This window comes from Paenibacillus sp. FW126-R14, assembly GCF_058789495.1.
The window spans coordinates 22068-40200 of record NZ_JBYTBS010000050.1 but is presented as its reverse complement, the minus strand read 5'-3'; the positions used below and the strand labels follow the sequence as shown (position 1 = coordinate 40200).

At 49.5% G+C, this 18133-nt stretch carries 22 protein-coding genes and 1 riboswitch; of the genes, 3 read left to right on the top strand and 19 right to left on the bottom strand.

Annotated elements, in window-relative coordinates; all coding sequences use genetic code 11:
* Position 1 precedes the first annotated feature (1 nt).
* Together AC3WRW_RS25230 and AC3WRW_RS25225 are read left to right on the top strand one after the other, a co-directional pair.
* Positions 2–664 carry a response regulator gene (locus AC3WRW_RS25230; protein ID WP_492549010.1) on the top strand — a complete coding sequence of 221 codons (663 nt, stop codon included), beginning with the start codon at positions 2–4 and terminating at the stop codon, positions 662–664.
* Between the two features lie 94 nt (positions 665–758).
* Positions 759–1379 carry a YcnI family copper-binding membrane protein gene (locus AC3WRW_RS25225; protein WP_492548997.1) on the top strand — a complete coding sequence of 207 codons (621 nt, stop codon included), beginning with the start codon at positions 759–761 and terminating at the stop codon, positions 1377–1379.
* Positions 1380–1441: 62 nt separating this feature from the next.
* Here the strand turns inward: AC3WRW_RS25225 and AC3WRW_RS25220 are convergent, their stop codons facing one another.
* The gene (locus AC3WRW_RS25220) at positions 1442–1924 is read right to left on the bottom strand and encodes a dihydrofolate reductase (protein WP_492548996.1); all 483 of its coding nucleotides are present in this window, start codon (positions 1922–1924) and stop codon (positions 1442–1444) included.
* Positions 1925–1952: 28 nt separating this feature from the next.
* A complete protein-coding gene (locus AC3WRW_RS25215) occupies positions 1953–2918 on the bottom strand; it encodes a thymidylate synthase (protein ID WP_492548995.1) in 966 nt (321 codons plus the stop codon).
* Positions 2919–3048: 130 nt separating this feature from the next.
* A riboswitch (PreQ1 riboswitch) is annotated at positions 3049–3092 on the top strand.
* A gap of 13 nt (positions 3093–3105) precedes the next feature.
* On the opposite strand from AC3WRW_RS25215, the gene queF reads away from it, so the two are divergent.
* Positions 3106–3603 carry a preQ(1) synthase gene (gene queF, locus AC3WRW_RS25210; RefSeq protein ID WP_492548994.1) on the top strand — a complete coding sequence of 166 codons (498 nt, stop codon included), beginning with the start codon at positions 3106–3108 and terminating at the stop codon, positions 3601–3603.
* Here queF and AC3WRW_RS25205 read toward each other — a convergent pair.
* From AC3WRW_RS25205 to AC3WRW_RS25125, 17 genes are all read right to left on the bottom strand, one after another.
* The gene (locus AC3WRW_RS25205; RefSeq protein ID WP_492548993.1) at positions 3600–4847 is read right to left on the bottom strand and encodes an ATP-binding protein; all 1248 of its coding nucleotides are present in this window, start codon (positions 4845–4847) and stop codon (positions 3600–3602) included. The two genes, queF and AC3WRW_RS25205, sit on opposite strands and share 4 nt — an antisense overlap.
* A gap of 170 nt (positions 4848–5017) precedes the next feature.
* Positions 5018–5725: a DNA alkylation repair protein gene (locus AC3WRW_RS25200; RefSeq protein ID WP_492548992.1), complete on the bottom strand. Its 708-nt coding sequence runs from the start codon at positions 5723–5725 to the stop codon at positions 5018–5020.
* A gap of 701 nt (positions 5726–6426) precedes the next feature.
* Positions 6427–6669, bottom strand: coding sequence for a hypothetical protein (locus AC3WRW_RS25195; RefSeq protein ID WP_492548991.1), 243 nt, complete (start codon positions 6667–6669; stop codon positions 6427–6429).
* Positions 6670–6740: 71 nt separating this feature from the next.
* On the bottom strand, positions 6741–8813 hold the full coding sequence (locus AC3WRW_RS25190) for a molybdopterin-containing oxidoreductase family protein (protein ID WP_492548990.1): 2073 nt from the start codon (positions 8811–8813) through the stop codon (positions 6741–6743).
* A gap of 592 nt (positions 8814–9405) precedes the next feature.
* Positions 9406–10290: an L-serine ammonia-lyase, iron-sulfur-dependent, subunit alpha gene (sdaAA, locus tag AC3WRW_RS25185; protein WP_492548989.1), complete on the bottom strand. Its 885-nt coding sequence runs from the start codon at positions 10288–10290 to the stop codon at positions 9406–9408.
* A 2-nt stretch (positions 10291–10292) separates the two neighbouring features.
* The gene (gene sdaAB, locus AC3WRW_RS25180; protein ID WP_492548988.1) at positions 10293–10970 is read right to left on the bottom strand and encodes an L-serine ammonia-lyase, iron-sulfur-dependent subunit beta; all 678 of its coding nucleotides are present in this window, start codon (positions 10968–10970) and stop codon (positions 10293–10295) included.
* Between the two features lie 201 nt (positions 10971–11171).
* A complete protein-coding gene (locus AC3WRW_RS25175; RefSeq protein WP_492548987.1) occupies positions 11172–12014 on the bottom strand; it encodes an ABC transporter ATP-binding protein in 843 nt (280 codons plus the stop codon).
* A 208-nt stretch (positions 12015–12222) separates the two neighbouring features.
* On the bottom strand, positions 12223–12879 hold the full coding sequence (gene deoC, locus AC3WRW_RS25170; RefSeq protein WP_492549009.1) for a deoxyribose-phosphate aldolase: 657 nt from the start codon (positions 12877–12879) through the stop codon (positions 12223–12225).
* 186 nt (positions 12880–13065) lie between these two features.
* Complete coding sequence (locus AC3WRW_RS25165) at positions 13066–13332, bottom strand: EutN/CcmL family microcompartment protein (protein ID WP_492548986.1); 267 nt, start codon at positions 13330–13332, stop codon at positions 13066–13068.
* Between the two features lie 3 nt (positions 13333–13335).
* The gene (locus AC3WRW_RS25160) at positions 13336–13614 is read right to left on the bottom strand and encodes a BMC domain-containing protein (protein ID WP_171682692.1); all 279 of its coding nucleotides are present in this window, start codon (positions 13612–13614) and stop codon (positions 13336–13338) included.
* Complete coding sequence (locus AC3WRW_RS25155; protein ID WP_492548985.1) at positions 13611–13901, bottom strand: EutN/CcmL family microcompartment protein; 291 nt, start codon at positions 13899–13901, stop codon at positions 13611–13613. The genes AC3WRW_RS25160 and AC3WRW_RS25155 overlap by 4 nt, the downstream gene beginning before the upstream one ends.
* A 10-nt stretch (positions 13902–13911) precedes the next feature.
* Positions 13912–14373 carry a ribose 5-phosphate isomerase B gene (gene rpiB / locus AC3WRW_RS25150; RefSeq protein WP_171682690.1) on the bottom strand — a complete coding sequence of 154 codons (462 nt, stop codon included), beginning with the start codon at positions 14371–14373 and terminating at the stop codon, positions 13912–13914.
* 14 nt (positions 14374–14387) lie between these two features.
* Entirely contained in the window at positions 14388–15227 is an 840-nt protein-coding gene (gene tpiA, locus AC3WRW_RS25145; RefSeq protein ID WP_492548984.1) for a triose-phosphate isomerase, read from the bottom strand.
* Positions 15228–15236: 9 nt separating this feature from the next.
* Positions 15237–15518 carry a BMC domain-containing protein gene (locus AC3WRW_RS25140; RefSeq protein WP_492548983.1) on the bottom strand — a complete coding sequence of 94 codons (282 nt, stop codon included), beginning with the start codon at positions 15516–15518 and terminating at the stop codon, positions 15237–15239.
* Between the two features lie 114 nt (positions 15519–15632).
* A complete protein-coding gene (locus AC3WRW_RS25135) occupies positions 15633–17063 on the bottom strand; it encodes an aldehyde dehydrogenase family protein (protein ID WP_492548982.1) in 1431 nt (476 codons plus the stop codon).
* Positions 17060–17362 (bottom strand): EutN/CcmL family microcompartment protein, encoded by a 303-nt coding sequence (locus AC3WRW_RS25130; RefSeq protein WP_171682686.1) that lies wholly within the window; start codon positions 17360–17362, stop codon positions 17060–17062. Before AC3WRW_RS25130 ends, AC3WRW_RS25135 begins: the two co-directional genes overlap by 4 nt.
* Positions 17359–18114 carry a hypothetical protein gene (locus AC3WRW_RS25125; protein WP_492548981.1) on the bottom strand — a complete coding sequence of 252 codons (756 nt, stop codon included), beginning with the start codon at positions 18112–18114 and terminating at the stop codon, positions 17359–17361. The genes AC3WRW_RS25130 and AC3WRW_RS25125 overlap by 4 nt, the downstream gene beginning before the upstream one ends.
* Between the last annotated feature and the right edge of the window lie 19 nt (positions 18115–18133).

Below are 18133 nucleotides of genomic sequence, written 5' to 3'. Positions count from 1 at the left end.
CATTCAACCGTACCGCGTTCTTATTGTCGATGACCATCCCTTGGCAAGAAAAGCGATTCGCAGCATGCTGGAGCCTGTCGTCGACTTCGAAATTGTAGGCGAAGCCAGCAGCGGTGAGGAAGCCATTCTCCTGTGCGGCGAAGTCGCTCCGGATGTGGTGCTAATGGATATTCACATGTCGCCGATGGATGGACTCGAGGCAACGCGCCGTATCAAACAAGCCTATGGGACGATACGAATCGTTATGCTTACCGTTTCCGACGATGTTGCCGACCTTTTCACCGCGCTGCAATTCGGAGCCCAAGGCTATTTGCTCAAAAATATGGATCCCGATGAATGGCTCACTTATCTGCGCGCCCTGCTCGACGACAACTCCGAGGTCGCCCGGGGGATGGCGGACAAGCTTTTTCAAAGGTTCCGCGCACCTGTAGGCGCCTATGCGGAAGGTCCGACACCAAGCATGTTAACCTCGCGCGAGCAGGAGATTACCGCCTACGTAGCCCAGGGAGACAACAATCGGCAGATTGCCGAGAAGCTGTTGATATCCGAACATACCGTTAAAAATCATATGAAAAATATATTGGTCAAGCTCGGACTTGAGAACCGTGTCCAGCTAACCGGATTCGCCATCAAACACGGACTGACACGAAAAGGACAAAACTAGTCGAAAAAATAGCCCACTAGAGTCATACTCATAAGCTTATCAAACAGGTAACATGGACAAGATGAGAAGAGTTGATTTGAAAGGGGAAAGAAAGATGTTTAAGAAATTCATGTTAAATGCAGGTATTCTGCTAATCGGTTCAATGCTGCTCGCGGGAGTTGCCAGCGCTCACGTAACGGTTTATCCGAAAGAGGCTACACAGGGCAGCTACGAGAAGTTCACCGTACGTGTTCCATCAGAGAAAGATATTCCTACGGTAAAAGTGGAAGTCAAATTCCCGCTGGACTCCGTTGCCGTTTCCCGCTTTGAACCCAAAGCAGGCTGGACATACGAGCTTGCCAAAGATTCCGCAGGTAAAATTACAGGGGTAACCTGGACAGCCAGTGGGGACGGACTTGGCAGCACCGAATTCGGCGAATTCAACATGCAGGGCAAAGTAGCGGATGCAGCGACCCAAATCGTTTGGAAAGCTTACCAAACCTACAAAGACGGCAGCGTCGTGGAATGGGTCGGCGCAGAAGGCTCAGACAAGCCTGCTTCCGTAACGACGGTGAAAGCCAAATCCGGCGCTGTCACGGACAGCCACGGCAATGTCACAGCCGCTCAACCTGCCGCCGGCAGTTCAGAATCCAAAACGCCGCTTTATCTCTCCATTGCGGCCGTTGTGCTTGGAGCATTATCACTGCTCGTCTCGCTAACCAGAAAACGCAGCTAACGCAGCGAAAAGAAAAGGCCTTGAGTTCTCCGTCATGCATGACGTTGAGCTCAGGGCCTTTGTTATTTTCTTTGGTAAATCCGGAAGTAATACTCGTACGGATTTTTCTCGTTCCGCTCTCCTTGCTCGCTGGAGATCAAGTTCCAATCCGACAAGTCCAGCTCCGTCATGAACGTGTCCGCTTCAAACTCATGCTCGATGAACGTAATGTACATCCGGTCGACCTCGTCTGCGAACAGCCGGAATATTTCCGCCCCGCCGATGACGAAAAGCTCCTGATCCCGGAACGCTTCGGCAGCTTCGTGAACCGAGTGAATGACTTCGCAGCCCTCCGCTTGAAATGCGGGATTTTGGGTAAGAACGACGTTGCGTCTGCCCGGCAGCGGCTTCCCGATGGATTCGTACGTCTTGCGTCCCATCAGAATCGAGTGCCCCATCGTCACGGATTTGAAAAACTTCAGGTCGCCAGGCAAGTGCCACGGCAGCTTATTGTTTACACCGATGGCCCGGTTCCGGTCCATGGCGAAAATAAATGAAATACTCATGACTGCAGCCTTCCTTTCGTCAATTCAACTATACAGCTACCGGCGCTTTAATGGTTGGATGGGGATTGTATCCGACCAATTCAATGTCGCTTACGTCGAAATCGAAGAGCGACGCGACGTTCTGATTCAAATTAAGCGTTGGCAGTGGTTTCGGTTCACGGCTTAGCAGCGTGTGAATCTGGTCGATATGATTCGTATAAATATGCGCATCTCCCAGCGTATGCACGAACTCTCCTACGCCTAACCCGCACTCCTGTGCGATCAGGTGAGTGAGCAGCGCGTAGCCTGCAATGTTAAAAGGCACGCCAAGGAACGTATCCGCACTGCGCTGATATAACTGGCAGGAAAGCTTGCCTTCCGCCACATAGAATTGAAACATGGTGTGGCAAGGCGGAAGCGCCATGCTCGGCACATCTTCCGGATTCCAGGCGGAGACGATGAGCCTGCGGGAATCCGGGTTCGTTTTGATCATATGAATAACCTCTTTGAGCTGATCGATGGTACCGCCCTGCGTCGTCGTCCAATCCCGCCACTGCTTTCCATAAACGTCCCCGAGCTCGCCGTACTGCTTTGCAAACGACTCGTCATTCAGCACCTTTTCCACGAAAATAGCCATTTGCTCGTCATATTGCAGTTTGAACGCTTCATCCTGCTGGGAGCGCAGACCAAAATTACGCATGTCCGGTCCTGAATAATCTGTGCTTTCCACCCATTTCTTAAAAGCCCATTCGTTCCAAATATGGTTGTTATGCTGAAGCAGATACCGGATATTCGTACCTCCTTTAATAAACCAGAGCATTTCGCTGGCGATTAACCGAAAAGGCACCCTTTTCGTTGTCACTAACGGAAATCCCTCCGAAAGGTCAAAACGCATTTGCCTGCCGAATACGGACAGCGTCCCCGTTCCCGTTCGGTCTTCCTTCTTGATCCCATTTGTAACAATATCCTGCAATAAATCCTGATAGGCTTTCAAACTAACGTACCTCCATTCCATGTTCGACAAATATTCATCTATTCTACCATTCCCATTCGTTCTATGGTATCTACAATCTGCCGACAATTTTCTCCACGAAATTCCATGACGGCAGTGATGCATTTTCGCGGCATATATGGTACATTTGCTTTTGGAAGAGGTTCGCAAACTCCCTCTATAAAAAACTATGAAATGAGGATTTTCAACTATGGCAGGTAGAAGCAACGAAGATTTACAAGAGATCACTCTACTCGGTAATCAAGGAACGAAGTACGTGTTTAACTATGATCCTTCGGTGTTGGAGGCGTTCGATAACAAGCATCCGAACAGGGATTATTTTGTGAAATTCAATTTCCCTGAATTCACAAGCCTGTGTCCCGTAACCGGACAACCGGATTTCGCGACCCTCTACATCTCCTATATTCCGAATATCAAAATGGTTGAGAGCAAATCCCTTAAACTGTATTTGTTCAGCTTCCGCAATCACGGCGATTTCCATGAAGACTGCGTCAACATTATTATGAACGATTTGATCAAGCTTATGGAGCCTCGTTATATCGAAGTTTGGGGTAAATTCACACCTCGCGGCGGCATTTCGATCGATCCTTACTGCAATTGGGGCCAGCCGGGCACAAAGTTCGAAGCGATGGCCGAACACCGATTAATCAACCATGATCTTTACCCGGAAAAAATCGATAATCGCTAATTTTGCATTAAAGGCAGGGTGATGGTCACTGTCGTTCCGACACCCTCCTCGCTTTCGTAAACGATTTTGCCGTTCATCGATTCAATAATACGAATGGTTACAGCTGTCCCGAGCCCCGTCCCGACATCCTTCGTGGAATAAAAGAGATGGCCGATGCGGGACAGCTGCTCTTTGCTCATTCCTTTGCCGTTATCGCCAATCGTAATTATAACCTCGCCAATCAACCTCTTCGAGCTCACCTTGACTTCGCCATTTGCCTGCGTAGCTTCAATCGCATTTTTAATAACATTCACCAGCGCTTGCTGCAATTGTCCTCTATCGGAATAAATATAAATGTTGTCTTCGAGACGGCAATTCAGTTCCACGCCATTTTTCATCGCCATCGGTGTTAGTAGAATCATAATATTCGTTAGCACGTCGGAAAAAGAGAACGATTCCAGCTTCGTTAACTTAGGCTTGGAGAAATTCAAGTAATCGCTAATGATCGTCTCGGCCCGCTCCAGCTCCTCCATAGCAATCGTTAAGTACTGTTGATTTTTGCCCTGCTCGCTCGGACGCATGAGTTGAAGAAATCCTTTCACAACGGTAAGCGGATTGCGAACTTCATGAGCGATCGAAGCGGCGAGTTCTCCTAACGTTTTCATTTTTTCCGCTTTTTGAATTTGCACTTTCATTTTGGCATGTTCTTCATTAATTTCTTGCAGCATGGCAGAAAACCAAGTTCCCAGAACGAGGAGGAGGCCGAATGCAAGAACCGCTGGAATTAATTTTAAATGGAGCGGCATGTTCGCATAGGTCGAGTAACTCAATAATATCGCAAGCATGACGAACAGCGGGCCTAAGGAAACTACAACCGTTGCTTTTATTCGCGCGTTTCCTGTCAACGTTTTGACTTTCAACGAAGCAAAAAATGGAATTAGAAATGACAGCGTCATATTGAGATATCCGAACCAAAGCGTATCTCCGCCGAGATACGTACGCGTCAAAAAAATCATAACAAAATTCATGATCACTGCGGTTTGCCCCACATAAATAGCTGAGATGACCGTAGGAACATAGCGCAAGTCCCAATATAAATTAAAGTCTTTATAGGAAAATAACAAACAAAGAGTTGAAGCCAAACCATACAGCAAGCCCAAGGCAACGGGGGACTTCGCATAACGCCAGCGCTCTCCAAATACACTTTGCAGTAAAACGGGAGCGAGGACGATAAGGAGGTTAAGAAATAATTTTTCCAACAGCATAGCTCCTATTATCGCCCTCTCTTTCAAAAATTTAACTTCCTGTAACTTTTCTGCAAAAAATAAATTATTCCTTTATTTGACCAATGGATTTATCTGACATGTCTTGTAAACTAAAAAACTATGACAGAACCACCTCTCTCGAAGGCATCCCGTCATAGTCTCATCATCCTTTAACAAATGCACGTCTTCTTCTTTTTCCCTATCCGCCCCATCGCTTCCACTTTGTGAATATAGTCCGCGGCAAGCGGTACTTTGCACGCCGTCTGGCCCACGTCGACATGCACTTTGCCAATCTCCTTGGCCACATCCACGGCCGTATCATATAACGGGTGGCAGTACGTACCGACAGTCAGGACAAAGGTGTTCATCGTATACTTTACGCGATTGCGCTCCTCATGAATCGTTGTTCTAACTTGTTCCAGCAGCCCGGCAATCTCCTGCAGATCGAGCTTCTCGTCCGGAGTAATGCTGATAAAATTCGCATATGTGCTCCATCCGCAAGCTGCCAACATCTCATCAGGGGAATGCAGCCATACCCGCGCCATCTCAAGGGCAAAACCGCTCTCAGCGGCCACTCCCGCCACCGTAAACTCGGCCAGCATGTACCAATAAGCCTTCTGCGCCCAGTTCTGAAGCTCTTCCTTCGTCATCGTCTTGGGATTGATCGAAAGACCCGCCAAGTACATGGCATCCGTGTTCCCTGAATCATAAAGCGCAAGCGCCAAGCCGCGGTCTTTCTTAACATATTTGACCAGCTTCTTCAGATCCCCGACCTTCACGCCAAAAAACGGCTCTTGTGCGCCATGGCGAAGAAACGTTTTCTTCGTTTGCTCGCTCCCCAGCTCCTCCAAATGTCCCATTACCTCATCAAAAGTCATGATTTCACCAACTTGGCCTCATTTTTCCGTATTGTATCATACTGTGAACGGGATGCGAAGCTGATCTTGTGAAAGCCCCAGATTAAACTTATCAGGGGGAGGGGCACTCCCTTTGCGGCTTGCGCCAAGTATAGTCCGCTATTTTGGGTGAAAAGCGCAGGTGTTGGTGCTGGAGGGGCACTGCAGAGCCTTATTTGCCTTGGGATAGCCTCTTTTCATCAATAGTGACAGAATAGCGGATCGTAGGTTCCACTCTTTTACTCAAAGGGTTTTTTTCGGGGAAATAGTGGCCTGTAGTTCCTTTTCCCTCTCACGAGATGGTTTTCCCCCCGCAGTTCCATCAGCTTTGCATAACCATAACCCATACCCGTATCCTCGCAAAAAGACAAGCTTCGCAGCATCCATCCCCCGAGGTTAACAACAAGAAAAATCCAGCCTGAGGCTGTCCTCGTATTTCATCATGCTTCGGACACCACGGCCGTTATATTCGCGAAAAGCGTCTGTCTCTCTGCTAACAGACACAAGAGACTTTACTTGCCGAGTTCCGGGTGAAATCAGTACCCAAGCAATCAAGTAATAACGCTGGTGTCCGTTACATGTTCAAAGAGGTCCTTTTTCATCGAATAAGGGCCTCTCTGTCCGTCAGCTAGAGCAAAAAACCGATCCGCTGGGGATCGGCTTTCATCGCCTTGATCAATGACTTAATACAAAGGTTTCGTTTGGTACAGCGCCTGCGGCTGCGGGCAGTGTGGAAACGGGAGAATGTCCCGTATTTGGCTGAACGCATAATGTTTGGTGGCAAATTGAGTGTGGTATAAGTATTCGATCACATAGATCGACCCGCCTTGTATACTGCACAGAATTCCCGATGCGCCGGTGCCGTCCATTAGGGATACACCTACCGGACTGCCGATCAATGCATATGCTTTATGCTGCAAGGACATCGGCCATCACCTCCTGCATTACTTTATGCGGGGAAGCGCCCATGGGTTCAGCTCAGTTATGCTCAGTTTGCTCAGTCCAAATCAGCTGAGTAAACCTCGCGTTTCTCCAGCTTTTCGACCCTCACACGGCCGGAAAAGAAGGTTGCGCCTCCGCCCATATCCGCTAAACGATCCGGCGTAAGCGCGTTGACCAAAGCTTTGCTCCCGCCGTTCTTCGGCAAATCCGCCCACAGCCCTTGGCTCACAACGACGCCCGGGAGCACGTCCGAACCCGTCGCTGCGGTTAATTCACACTCGCCGCGTTCATTCCAAACGCGAACCATTTCGCCGTTCGCTATCCCTAATGCGGCTGCATCCGCCTCATTCATGTGCAGCTTTGGCATTTTCTCCATGCGGACATGCTTCTCATTATGAGCAAACGTCGAATTCAGGAAGTTATGATTCGGCGCCGGAATGAAGAGGAAAGGCAGGTCTCCTTCCTCTTGGAGCGGCACGTAGGTCGGCAGAGCCGGATAGCCTTTCTCCTCCATCTCACGGGAGAACAGCTCGATTTTGCCGCTCGGCGTCCGTAATTTCCCCGGAAATAGCGGCTGCACCTCCGCCTTCAGGAACTGATTCTCCAGCAAGCTTTCGTAAGTGATGTTCGCTAGCGCCGGATTGCCGGGATGATTCAAGGCTTGGCGCACCAGATCTTCGTCGGTATCCTGCAAAGCTTCATCCTCATAGCCCATTCCCGACGCAAGCAGACGAAACACATCGACATTCGCTTTGCTTTCGCCGTAAGGCCGGACGACAGGAAGCTGAATCTGCACGTACCGATGCCAATAGGAGCGGTAGAAGTCCGTATTTTCAAAAGAAGACGTAGCCGGAAGAACGATATCCGCATACTTCGCTGTCTCTGTCAGAAACAGATCATGCACGACCGTGAACAAATCCTCCCGCTGAAGCCCTTCTCTCACTTTATTGGCATGCGGAGCGACTAACGCCGGGTTGGAATTGTATACATACAGCGAGTGAATAGGCGGATCAAGCTCCTGCAAAGCGCTGCCGAGCAAGTTCATATTAATCTGCCGCGCTTCCTTCGTTCGTAGATCAGGGCGCTGCAGGGCTGGGATGTTATGCTCCAAATAGGCGCCATTCCCTTTGATGGCGCCGCCTCCGCGCTGCAGCCACTGCCCCGTCAAGGCCGGCAGGCAGGCAATCGTCCGCACGCACATTCCGCCGTTATCGTGATGCTGAATCCCGTTGCCGATTCGAATGAACGAAGGCGAAGTCTGACCGTACAGTCGAGCTAAACGGTAGAGATCCTCGGCTGGAACTCCCGTTATTGCAGATACCACAGAAGGTTCATACTGCCGGACATGCTCCCTCAGCTCTTCGTGACCAACCGTATATTGCTGCAGGAAAGCTTCGTCCACGTAATTTTCGGCGAATAAAATATGCATGATGCCCAGCGCCAACGCGGCATCCGTTCCGGGCATAATCGGAATAAACCAGTCCGCCCATCGGCCGGTTTGGTTCTTATGGGCGTCAATGACGACGATTTGCGCCCCGTTCTTGCGTGCCTTCTCAGCCAGCATCACCTGGTGCATATTCGTGCTGACGGCGTTGATGCCCCACATGATGATGAGCTTCGCATGCACCGTTTCCTCCGGATCGGTTCCAAAGCTGCCGCCCATCGTATACTTGTAGCCTACGGTTCCTGCCGCCTCGCAAATCGAATACAGCAGCCGGCTTGCACCCATCCGGTTAAAAAAGCGGCGGTCCATCCCTTCCGTCCCAATCCGCCCCATATTGCCATAGAAGCTGTATGGCAGAATCGACTCGGCGCCTTCCTCGGCAATCAGCTTTTTCCAACGGCTTGTGATGGTTGCAATCGCTTCTTCCCAGGAAATTCGTTCAAACGAGCTGCCCTCTCCTTTCGGGCCTATGCGCTTCATGGGGTACTGCAGCCTTTTATCATCATAAAGACGTGCCGTCATGTTACGGACTTTATTGCAAATCGCCCCTTGTGTCACCGGGTGGTTGGGGTCCCCTTCTATTTTAACGATCTTGCCGGCTTCTTTATGAAGCAGCAGACCGCATTGATCCGGACAATCCAGTGAGCATACCGCAGGGAAAATGCCGTTTTCTTTCTCGATCATAGACGTTTGCATCTGTTATTAGCTCCCCTCCATCACTTTAACTCCTTTACTATATACCGAATTGCAGCCCAGGGAAACATTTTCGCGTTAGTACAACGGCTCATCGGCCTATTCTCCTTCTAATAAACCACTGCTCCGTTGCGGGTCATTTTTTGTTCCGGTTTGACTTCTGAAAAGGCCGGTCGTTTGGGGCCTAGGCATTATAATGAGAGTGTGGGAGCAGATGCGAATGTGACATTATGTCCCTATGTTGTAATTTATACAACGTTATAGATGATTTTTGCAGCAATAACTCCCTACATTGTACAAAATGCAATGAAATAGCCTGGTTTGTCCTGAATCGGTCGTTTTAGAGTGCAAATGGTTGTATTAAGTACAATATAGCTGACCCGAGGCTTGAGATTCCGTCTAAATGGTTGTATAAAATACAACTTAGACGAGTTGGGGCACGTGAAGAAGTGGGGGACTTCAGTTCGAAGGCGCGGGGGGAAGATGTATTCTGGGAGGATGTATTCTGGAAGGAAGTACTCCGGAAGCATCCCCCTCACAAAAACACAAAAAACCCGCAGGACCACACCTGCGGGCTTCATCTCTATCGCTTCTTGCCTAAATTAAGCTCTTTCATAATTTGCCGGCCCGTTGGCGTCTGGGCTAACCCGCCTTTGGCGGTTTCCCTGTGTTTTTCGGGCATCGCGGTGCCTACCTCGTACATCACCTGTACGACTTCGTCGGATGGAATGACGGAACGAACACCGGCCAGCGCCATATCGGCTGCAGCCATCGCATTCACCGCTCCGAAGCCATTGCGAACGATGCAGGGAATTTCGACCAACCCGCCGACCGGGTCGCAAATGAGCCCTAGCGTGTTCTTCAGCGCAAGTCCTACCGCATGCATCGCCTGCTCCGGCGTGCCGCCGCGAAGCTCCACGAGCGCTCCTGCCGCCATCCCGATGGCCGAGCCGACTTCCGCTTGGCAGCCGCCCTCCGCGCCGGAGACGAAAGAATTATTGGCGATGACGTAGCCAATGGCACCGGCGCTTAATAAGCCTCTCACCATGTGATCGTCATCCCAGCCGAACCGCTGCTGACTGCTGATGAACACTCCGGGAATAATGCCGCAGGAACCCGCAGTCGGCGTGGCAATAATGCGGCCCATGGAAGCGTTCACTTCGGATACCGCAAGCGCATAGGCCATCGCTTTACAAGCTTCCTCCCCCAAGGAAGCTTCTGTCGTCGTCATATAGCTGGCTACGCGCTGAGCATCCTTCCCTGTCAACCCGCTGCGGGAGGTGGTGTCCTCCGTCAGTCCTTTCGCCACGGCTTCTTTCATAATTTGATAGTAAGCCCGCATTTTATCAAACACGTATTCGGGCGATTTGCCCGATTCTTGGCTTTGATCCGCCAGCATGACTTCAGCAATGGTCATTCCCTCTGCGGCGCATACCTCTGTTAGTTGTTTTAATGTCCGGAATCTCATTTCTATTCGCCTCTTTCTGTGAGATCCACTCTTTTAATATCCGATATCATGCTTAAAGCGTTAAGCTCACCCAAAAGCGCATCCGGAATGGGAACGTCCGTTTCAATGACGGTCATCGCATCCCGATCCCGGCCTTTCCGGTCCAAATCCATAAAGCCGATATTGATTTCATTGCGTCCAAGGATGGTTGTGATGTCAGCAATCATCCCCGGACGGTCATGATGAGAAATAATGAGAGTAGGATACACCGCCGTAAATTTTACATCAAAATGATTCACATTTACAATCTCAACGTTGCCACCACCGATGGAAGCCCCGGTCATTGTCACTTCTTTTGAACCTGAAGTAAGATGGAATTTAACGGTATTCGGATGATCCGCCTTATCTTTACTCGTAAGAAACGCTATCTCCACCCCGCGAGTTTGGGCCTCTTCGGCTGCATCCGGAATCCGCGGATCATCCGTTTCAAAGTCGAGCAAGCCGCCAATAAGCGCCAAGTCGGTGCCATGCCCACGGTATGTATCCGCAAATGAACCGTATAACGTAATTTCGGCTTTCGCCGGCTGCTCGCCGAGCAGTTGTCTGACAACACGTCCCAAACGGACGGCTCCAGCCGTATGCGAGCTGGACGGACCTATCATGGAAGGTCCGATGATGGAAAACACATCTTTAAAGCGCATTCTGAAGTTCCCCAATCTTATGAAGTTATTGCTTTATACTTCTATTGTATGAGGCGCTTTCACTAATGACAAGGTCTTTTGTCTTGTCCTTATTTTCCCATGCATGCGGCTCTCTCATTCAACTGTACCTTCGATCAACAAAATAAAAAGCCCCCACATACGCTTACAGCGTACATAGAGGATTTGGCTGCTTGTAATATTTTAGACAAGCACTGCAGCGGCTTCTACGCTGCTGTAGGCTTGCTTCCGTTGACTAACCTTCCTGCCTTTGCCGAAAGGGATACAAAGCGGAGTCCCAAACAGAGGATCTTGAATAATTTGGCAATCCATCTGAAATACCGTTTGAATCGTCTCTTCGGTGATGATATCTTCCGGCTTCCCTTGGATGGCGATCTTCTTGTTATGAATAGCCACAATGTGATGCGCATAACGACAAGCAAGGTTGATGTCATGCAGGACCATAACAATACTTCGCTGCTGCTTGGCATTCAACTCAAATAATAAATCCAGCACTTCAATTTGGTGGGACATATCCAGATAGGTTGTCGGTTCGTCCAGCAGAATCGTATCCGTTCCTTGTGCCAACGTCATGGCAATCCATGCGCGCTGTCTCTGTCCACCCGATAAAGAATCGACGGAACGATCCGCATACTGCTGCATATTCGTCGCTTTCAGCGCTTTCGTTACCATCTCCTCATCTTCGGCGGACCACTGTTGAAGCCAGCTCTGATACGGATATCTGCCTTGTTTGACAAGCTGGAGCACAGTCAATCCTTCCGGAGCTACAGGACCTTGAGGCAGAATGGACAACCGCTTCGCAATTTCCTTCGTCGGAAGCTTGGCGATTTCTTGTCCGTCTAGCAAGATGCTGCCATTCGTGGGCTTCAGCAGTCTGGCCAGCGAACGAAGCAACGTTGATTTACCGCAGCCGTTGCTGCCGATAAACACGGTGATCTTCCCTTTCGGAATGGCGATATCCAAATCTTCATAGATGCTGGTATCTCCGTAAGTTAACGTTAAATGCTGAGCCTCGATGGCGTGCATCGGTCATCAATCCTTCCTCGCTATATAATGAACGAAATCTTTTAGTGGTTAAGTTATCGATCATCCAACCATGATTTCTTTTAGTGTATAGTCGATGAAAAACATTGTCAATGATTTTGAGAATCATTTTCAATATATTGGATCTTTCCGGCAAAAAAAAGAGATTATCCTTAAAGGATAATCCCCATGCTATCAGTGCTTGTTGCAATTAGTAACCTTCGGTTTTGCCGCCAGTGACTAAAGCGACACTGGAGCTTGCGCCAATGCGGGTCGCGCCGGCAGCAATGATTTTGCGAGCCGTGTCAATGTCCCGGACTCCGCCGGATGCTTTCACACCCATCTCAGGTCCTACAGTGTTTCTCATCAAAGCGATGTCTTCCACCGTTGCTCCACCGTGACCGAAACCAGTCGAAGTCTTAACGAAGTCGGCTCCAGCCATTTTGCAAATAGAGCATGCCTTCACTTTTTCTTCGTCCGACAACAGGCCGGTTTCCAGAATGACTTTAACGACAGCCTGTCCGTTAGCGGCAAGAACGACGCCTTCAATATCCTTCTTCACCGTGTTCAGATCGCCTGATTTGAGTGCGCCGATGTTCATAACCATGTCAATTTCCGTTGCCCCGTTTGCGATTGCATCGCGGGTTTCGGCCATTTTGGAGAAGGTCGTTGTCGCTCCTAATGGGAAACCAACAACTGTCGTAATACCGACTTTAGATCCAGCCAGTTCCTTCGCTGCAAGCGGCACCCAGTAAGGATTGATACATACGGTTGCAAAATTATATTGCTTAGCTTCGCTGCACACCTTAATAATTTCATCTTTGGTCGCATCTGGCTTCAACAAAGTATGGTCAATTTTACGGGCAATTTCAGGCCCTGTAATGAATGGCGCTTTTTGTGAAAAAGAAGATCCGGACCGCGTACCTTCAGCAGCTTTAACGCTGACCGTTTCCTTTGTAATTTGCTGATTGCTAACTTGTGCAAGCACTTTTTGTGTAATTTGTTCTATAAGCTTCTCCACTTCCACAATCTTTCTCCTCCGCTTCATTTTTCTCTATTTATTTAGATCGTCGATAATCCCTACGATAACCGCATCTACAGCCCCATCAGGCCGCTTCATGACTTCGCGCGCGGAACCGCCCTCCTCTACGACCAAAACGATGTCGCCAACTCCGGCTTGCGCGCAATCCACAGCGATAAACGGATCAGAGTAAGGTTCACCTCTTTCATCTACGGATTGGACAACCATAAGTTTCAATCCGTGATGACTTTTTGTTTTGATCGTAGCGACGATGTTGCCGAGCACTTTGCACATTTTCATGAATTATTCGCCCGATTTCGGTAAAAGTTTCTCCACATCGCTATGAGGTCTTGGAATCACATGAACGGAAAGCAGTTCCCCAACTCGTTGAGCCGCTTCTGCGCCTGCATCCGTAGCCGCTTTAACTGCGCCAACGTCTCCTCTTACCAATACAGTGACAATGCCGCCGCCAACTAGTACTTTGCCCACTACCGATACATTTGCCGCCTTAACCATTGCATCCAAAGCTTCGATAGAACCTACGATACCTTTTGTTTCAATCATTCCCAATGCGCTACTCATGAATGAGCACCTCCATGTTTAATCACGTTATAGTTTTCAACAATCCCCATAATCCCTGCATCTGTCGCGACTAAATCCAAACCGAGCGGTAAGGATGAGTCTCTGCTTTTTGCCAAATAAACCAGATCACCGTAACCGGCTGCTCCATGGGTATCGATAACAACCATTGCTTTTCCCGTCTTTGTATGCTCATCCTTCATTGGCTGGACGATCAACAGCTTGAGTCCGGTCAGACTCTCATCTTTTTGCGTGCAAACAACGGTGCCGATCACTTTTCCCAAGAACATTGATAATCCCCTACCTGAATCTTTTTAGGAAGCGACTCTCGACTTCCATGATTTTGGTAACCCGTTTGTCATGCCTTCCGCCTGAAAATGGGGTATCGAGCCATGTTTTAACCATTTGTCTGGCCAGTCCTTTACCGATAAACTGACCGCCGATAGCGAGCATGTTTGCGTTGTTATGATCGCGACTGTTAATGACCGTTGATAAATCCCAGCATAGCGCACAGCGGATACCAGGCACTTTGTTCGCGGTCATCGTACTGCCGATACCAACGCCGTCAATCATAATACCGACGTAATTGTCGTTAGTTGCCGTAGCTTCCGCTACGAGAAAGGCAACGTCCGGATAATCAACCGCCTGTTTATCGTAGCAGCCAAAATCTATAATCGGGTACCCGAGCTCTGTCAGGTACGCTTTGATATCTTCCTTTAATTCCAAACCACCATGGTCACAACCGATAGCGACTGTTTTCATCTATGTTCGACTCCTTACCTAAGCGCCTTCAGAATGGCTTCAAAAGAGTGTGCTTGCAGACTGGCTCCTCCGACGAGAGCCCCGTCAATATCTTCTCTGGCACAAAGCTCCTTGATGTTGCTCGCACTTACCGAACCACCGTACAAGATCGGAACCCTGTTTGCAAAACCAATACCTTTCTTCTCGGCAAGCATCTGTCTGATTTCCCGATGAATGTCCTGAGCATCCGAAGGTTGAGCTGTTTTACCGGTCCCAATCGCCCATACGGGCTCATAAGCAATGATGAAGGGACTGCGCTCCTCCGTCACTCCGGCGAGTGCAGATTCAACTTGCGTGCGAATGACTTCTTTCGTCAAACCAAGCTCGCGCTGTAGCTGCGTTTCGCCAACACACACAATGGGAATCATCAAATTCCCAATGGTTTGCTGCACCTTCGCAGCTACCTGCTCATCCGTTTCTCCCGCTGCCCTGCGTTCAGAATGGCCGATGATGACATGACTGCAGCCTAATTCGAACAACAGTTCACCATGCACTTCTCCCGTGTGAGCCCCTTTGGGCTTCTCATGGAGATTTTGTGCACCTAAGGAAATCCCGGCTTGCTGCATGAGCTCCTTAAGCGGATATAGCAGCGGGGCAGGCGGACAGATGACAGCTTCACAATGCTCGTAAGGGGCATCGGTCAGCCCGCTGAAAAACTCCCTCGCTTCTTGCAAAGTCATGTTCATTTTCCAGTTGGCAACGATTAATGGCTTGCTGCGCCCAATGGGCGGCTGCTCCTCGATATCTGTCAGCTCAAGGGAGGATAGGACCTGCTGCACTACTTGTCTTATATGCTTCTCTAGGGCGCTATCCATGGGTTACGACTACTCCGTTTTGGATTGCGGAAGAACGATTTCCACATCGTTGTGCGGTCTAGGAATTACGTGTACGGAAACAACTTCCCCTACTCTGCGTGCTGCTTCGGAACCTGCTTCTGTAGCGGCTTTAACTGCTCCTACGTCGCCGCGAACCATTACAGCAACTAGACCTCCGCCTGTAAGTGTTTTACCGATCAGCGTTACGTTTGCAGCTTTCACCATAGCGTCCGCAGCTTCAATTGCACCTACAAGTCCTTTAGTTTCGATCATGCCCAATGCTTCTTTCATATTCGTTATTCCTCCTGTATGTTGGTTTTGTTGGTTTATAGGTTGTGCTGGATTACTTACGGCTCTTACGGCACTAGGAACAGTTCTTCGAGATGTTGCGGCTCTTGCCATACTCTATGTCTCCTTAGCCACTAGCACAGATCTGAGTTTTCTAGTGAACGTGCGTGCGGAGGTTAATCCTTCCCCAGTAGGACCAGCGATGGTTAAAGTCGTAAACCCCTCGCCGCCGAAGCCGAGACCGGCATAAGACGGACCGTTTTTGACAAAAATCGTAGCCTGAAGCGCCTTCGCCATTTTCGATAAATTGGTGATATTCTGCGAATGCATGACCGCCGTATGACGATTTCCCTTTTCAGCCTTGACAGCGTGTTGTATCGCCGTATCCACGTTGGGAACACGTACAATCGGCAGAACGGGCATTAGCATTTCAGTATACACAAGCGGATGATTCTCCGGTGTCTCAGCGATAATGAGTTTGACAGATGCATCTGCTTGAATGCCAATCGCTTGCAAAATGAGGCTGGCGTCTTTCCCTACATAATCTTTGTTGGGGAAATATTTCTCCTTCTCAGGATGTTTCGTTAAAATAACGTCCAGCAGCTTCGTTAACTGGTATCCTTTTAACTCATAGGCACCGTTCTTGAGCATCTCCGCTTTCAGACCGTTTGCCACGGATTCAACGACGAAAACTTCCTTCTCCGCTGTACATAGAACGTTATTATCGAAGCTTGCTCCCAGCACGATATCTCTGCCGGCTTGGCTTAAATCTGCGGTCTCATCGACAACAACCGGAGGATTCCCCGGCCCCGCCGCGATGACCTTCTTGCCTGAAGTAAGCGCTGCTTTCACGACAGCTCCGCCGCCGGTTACGACCAGCGCCTGAATGTTCGGATGCTTCATCAATTGTTCGCTCGTATCGAGCGTAGGCAGCAGAACGCTGGTGAGCATGTTCTCCGGACCGCCTGCGTCAACAATCGCTTGGTTTAACAGCTGCATGGCCTTGATGGAAACTTTCTTGGCGCTTGGATGCGGGTTGTACACGACTGCATTGCCTGCCGTTACCATCGAGATACTATTGTTAATAATCGTCGCGGCAGGATTAGTTGTCGGTGTAATTGAGCCTATAACGCCGAATGGCGAGCATTCGAGCAAGGTCAAACCGTTGTCGCCGCTGAATGATTGTGTAAATAAATCTTCGATGCCTGGCGTTTTTTCGGCGGCAAGCTTGTTTTTGGCAAGTTTATCCTGCACTCTTCCAAGACCGGTTTCCTTAACAGCCATCTCCGCCAATTCGGCTGCATGAGCAAGACTGGTTTCCCGCATCTTGCGGATAATGGTTTCCCTTTGAGCAAGGGATAGCATGGCGAATTTCTTAAAAGCAAGGCTTGCAGCGCTAACCGCTTCATCGACTGTTGCGAACACTCCGTGCTCGTAAGCGGCATAAGCGGCTTCTGGATCCGGCGCGGCCGTTTCATTCTGAAGATTACTAATGACTTGCGCGATGATCGCCCTGATATCTGCTTCAGAAATACTCAATTCATTCACCTCATTTCATTCTTACTGAATGTGATCTCGCCGTGCAGCTCAACGGTATCGACAATGGCGATGATCGTTGCATCTACAGGTACGCCTTGCGTAATTTTCGTTTGTCTGGCCGAACTTCCGCTTACCGTCATGACAATTTCGCCTTTGCCCGCATGCACAGTATCGATGGCGACAAACGGTTTGCCATCCGTCGCTTGCGTAACCATATCGACCGGCTCAACAATCAGCAGCTTCTTGCCGACAAGTTTTTCATCTTTGGTTGTAGAAACTACGGTGCCAATAACCCGGCAAATGTTCATGTATTCCCCTCCTGACTTTGACGCCATGTAAGTCCGAGCAATTTCGCCTCTTCTTTCGCGAGCGGCGTCATAAGCACATTAGCGGAAAGGGAGATTTCCGTTTCACCTTCATTGACCCAGTCTCTCACATGCTTCGCATGAATGAGCGGCCTTTTGGCGCTGCGCGGCGTTAGACTGAGCTTCGTCACTTTGGCAGCCAAATGCTTCATATATACAACATGAACCCCGTACTTGCTAAGGAGCTGCAAATGGCCGGAAACAGCGTCTTGGATAGCTGGAGGAACCGACAGTTTATCGACCCCCGCCGGGAGCATATAACTGCTGGATACGACAGCTTCTTTGCCGCTGACCAGGGCATTCACAATAACGCCGGACGATGGTTCATCATCGATTAATGAAGCGATTTTGACGAGCGTACCGATCGAAAGAACGGGAAGCACCACGATGTCCGCTTGCTGAACAGCTTCGGACCAACGTGATCTGTCGCTTCCGGTAAGTACAATTTGCTCATAGCTGGAATCGGGTGCCGATTCATATACGGGTAGCGGCGCATCCCCGCAGTAAGCTACGATAACCCGGGCGCTTGCCGAAATGTCAGAGATCAACTGCTTCACTTCCGCAGCATGGCGTTCGTCCGCAACAACGATCATAACGGAATGGCGAACGGCCGCAGCGGCAGGCTTGTCTTTCTTTAGAAGAAGCTCAGTCACGACTTCGCGAACGATTCTGGAAACCGTTTCCTCTAAGCTCATGGTTTCTCTCCTTCACAAC

Bases quoted from the DNA above. Each gene is read 5' to 3' on its own strand.
- AC3WRW_RS25225 (WP_492548997.1), top strand. From the start codon at position 759: ATGTTTAAGAAATTCATGTTAAATGCAGGTATTCTGCTAATCGGTTCA.
- AC3WRW_RS25220 (WP_492548996.1), bottom strand. From the start codon at position 1,924: ATGAGTATTTCATTTATTTTCGCCATGGACCGGAACCGGGCCATCGGT.
- AC3WRW_RS25215 (WP_492548995.1), bottom strand. From the start codon at position 2,918: ATGGAATGGAGGTACGTTAGTTTGAAAGCCTATCAGGATTTATTGCAG.
- queF (WP_492548994.1), top strand. From the start codon at position 3,106: ATGGCAGGTAGAAGCAACGAAGATTTACAAGAGATCACTCTACTCGGT.
- AC3WRW_RS25205 (WP_492548993.1), bottom strand. From the start codon at position 4,847: ATGCTGTTGGAAAAATTATTTCTTAACCTCCTTATCGTCCTCGCTCCC.
- AC3WRW_RS25200 (WP_492548992.1), bottom strand. From the start codon at position 5,725: ATGACTTTTGATGAGGTAATGGGACATTTGGAGGAGCTGGGGAGCGAG.
- AC3WRW_RS25195 (WP_492548991.1), bottom strand. From the start codon at position 6,669: ATGTCCTTGCAGCATAAAGCATATGCATTGATCGGCAGTCCGGTAGGT.
- AC3WRW_RS25190 (WP_492548990.1), bottom strand. From the start codon at position 8,813: ATGATCGAGAAAGAAAACGGCATTTTCCCTGCGGTATGCTCACTGGAT.
- sdaAA (WP_492548989.1), bottom strand. From the start codon at position 10,290: ATGAGATTCCGGACATTAAAACAACTAACAGAGGTATGCGCCGCAGAG.
- sdaAB (WP_492548988.1), bottom strand. From the start codon at position 10,970: ATGCGCTTTAAAGATGTGTTTTCCATCATCGGACCTTCCATGATAGGT.
- AC3WRW_RS25175 (WP_492548987.1), bottom strand. From the start codon at position 12,014: ATGCACGCCATCGAGGCTCAGCATTTAACGTTAACTTACGGAGATACC.
- AC3WRW_RS25165 (WP_492548986.1), bottom strand. From the start codon at position 13,332: ATGAAAATGTGCAAAGTGCTCGGCAACATCGTCGCTACGATCAAAACA.
- AC3WRW_RS25160 (WP_171682692.1), bottom strand. From the start codon at position 13,614: ATGAGTAGCGCATTGGGAATGATTGAAACAAAAGGTATCGTAGGTTCT.
- AC3WRW_RS25155 (WP_492548985.1), bottom strand. From the start codon at position 13,901: ATGTTCTTGGGAAAAGTGATCGGCACCGTTGTTTGCACGCAAAAAGAT.
- rpiB (WP_171682690.1), bottom strand. From the start codon at position 14,373: ATGAAAACAGTCGCTATCGGTTGTGACCATGGTGGTTTGGAATTAAAG.
- tpiA (WP_492548984.1), bottom strand. From the start codon at position 15,227: ATGGATAGCGCCCTAGAGAAGCATATAAGACAAGTAGTGCAGCAGGTC.
- AC3WRW_RS25140 (WP_492548983.1), bottom strand. From the start codon at position 15,518: ATGAAAGAAGCATTGGGCATGATCGAAACTAAAGGACTTGTAGGTGCA.
- AC3WRW_RS25130 (WP_171682686.1), bottom strand. From the start codon at position 17,362: ATGAACATTTGCCGGGTTATTGGCACCGTAGTTTCTACAACCAAAGAT.
- AC3WRW_RS25125 (WP_492548981.1), bottom strand. From the start codon at position 18,114: ATGAGCTTAGAGGAAACGGTTTCCAGAATCGTTCGCGAAGTCGTGACT.